Source organism: Pseudonocardia halophobica (genome assembly GCF_027922425.1).
Classification (GTDB): Bacteria; Actinomycetota; Actinomycetes; order Mycobacteriales; family Pseudonocardiaceae; genus Pseudonocardia; species Pseudonocardia halophobica.
In genome coordinates this window covers 1-834 of record NZ_BSFQ01000175.1, presented here as the reverse complement: position 1 = coordinate 834, position 834 = coordinate 1, and the positions used below count along the sequence as shown (strand labels likewise).

The window sequence follows — 834 nt, the reverse complement described above, 5'->3', positions numbered from 1 at the left end:
TAGAGGACGTCCTCGACCTCGCGCGGCCACACCTTGTATACCGAGACGTTGATCATGTCTTTGAGACGGTCCACCAGGTAGATCCAGCCGTCCTCGTCCATAACGGCAACGTCTCCACCAAGGGTGACCACACCCACTGTCGTCTCCCCCACCGTCCGCGTCTCGCGGTGCCACGCGGAGGGGCCCGACCGCCGGAGCAGACCGGCGACCGCGCCCTGGCATCTCACCATCCATGAGCACGACCGGATGGTCCGCCATTGCCTTGTCGCTCATTTGTGGACATCGACGACGACACGTCCGTGTACCCGGCCTGCCACGAGATCCTGCGACACGCTCGCCACGTCCTCGAGCCCAACGACCGAAGTGATCGAGTCGAGCAACTCGTGGTCGATGGTCGCCAGCCGCTCCCATGCTCGCCGACGTCGGCCCTCGGAGGCATAGACGGAGTCGACACCGACCAACGAGACCCCTCGCAGGATGAACGGCAGCACCGTCGTAGGAAGATCGACCCCTTGTGCGAGACCGACCGCGGCGACCACGCCTCCGTAGCGGGTGGCGGCCAGAGCCGAGGCGAGGGTCGTGCTGCCGACGGAGTCGACCACCGCACTCCAAGCGGGTGTTGCCAACCCGCCGTCGGGCTCGGCCGGCAGGCGGTCGATGACCTCGCGCGCCCCCAGCCGGAGCAGCGAATCCCGCAGCTGGTCTGCCCGTCCGGTTGACGCCACGACGTCGAAGCCGGCCTGGGCGAGCACGGCGATGGCGATCGTTCCGACGCCGCCACCCGCGCCGGTGACCAGAACCGGCCCGTTCGAGGGCCTCACACCAGCCTCGAGG

The 834-nt window shown here is 68.1% G+C and carries 1 protein-coding gene and 1 pseudogene; both read right to left on the bottom strand.

The window, feature by feature from the left end; genetic code table 11:
• Nucleotides 1–116: pseudogene (locus PKE99_RS37965) on the bottom strand (class I adenylate-forming enzyme family protein); the annotation flags it as partial.
• A gap of 153 nt (nt 117–269) precedes the next feature.
• Nucleotides 270–834 (bottom strand): zinc-binding dehydrogenase (locus tag PKE99_RS37960; RefSeq protein WP_271215088.1); only part of this gene is annotated, 565 nt, incomplete at its 5' end.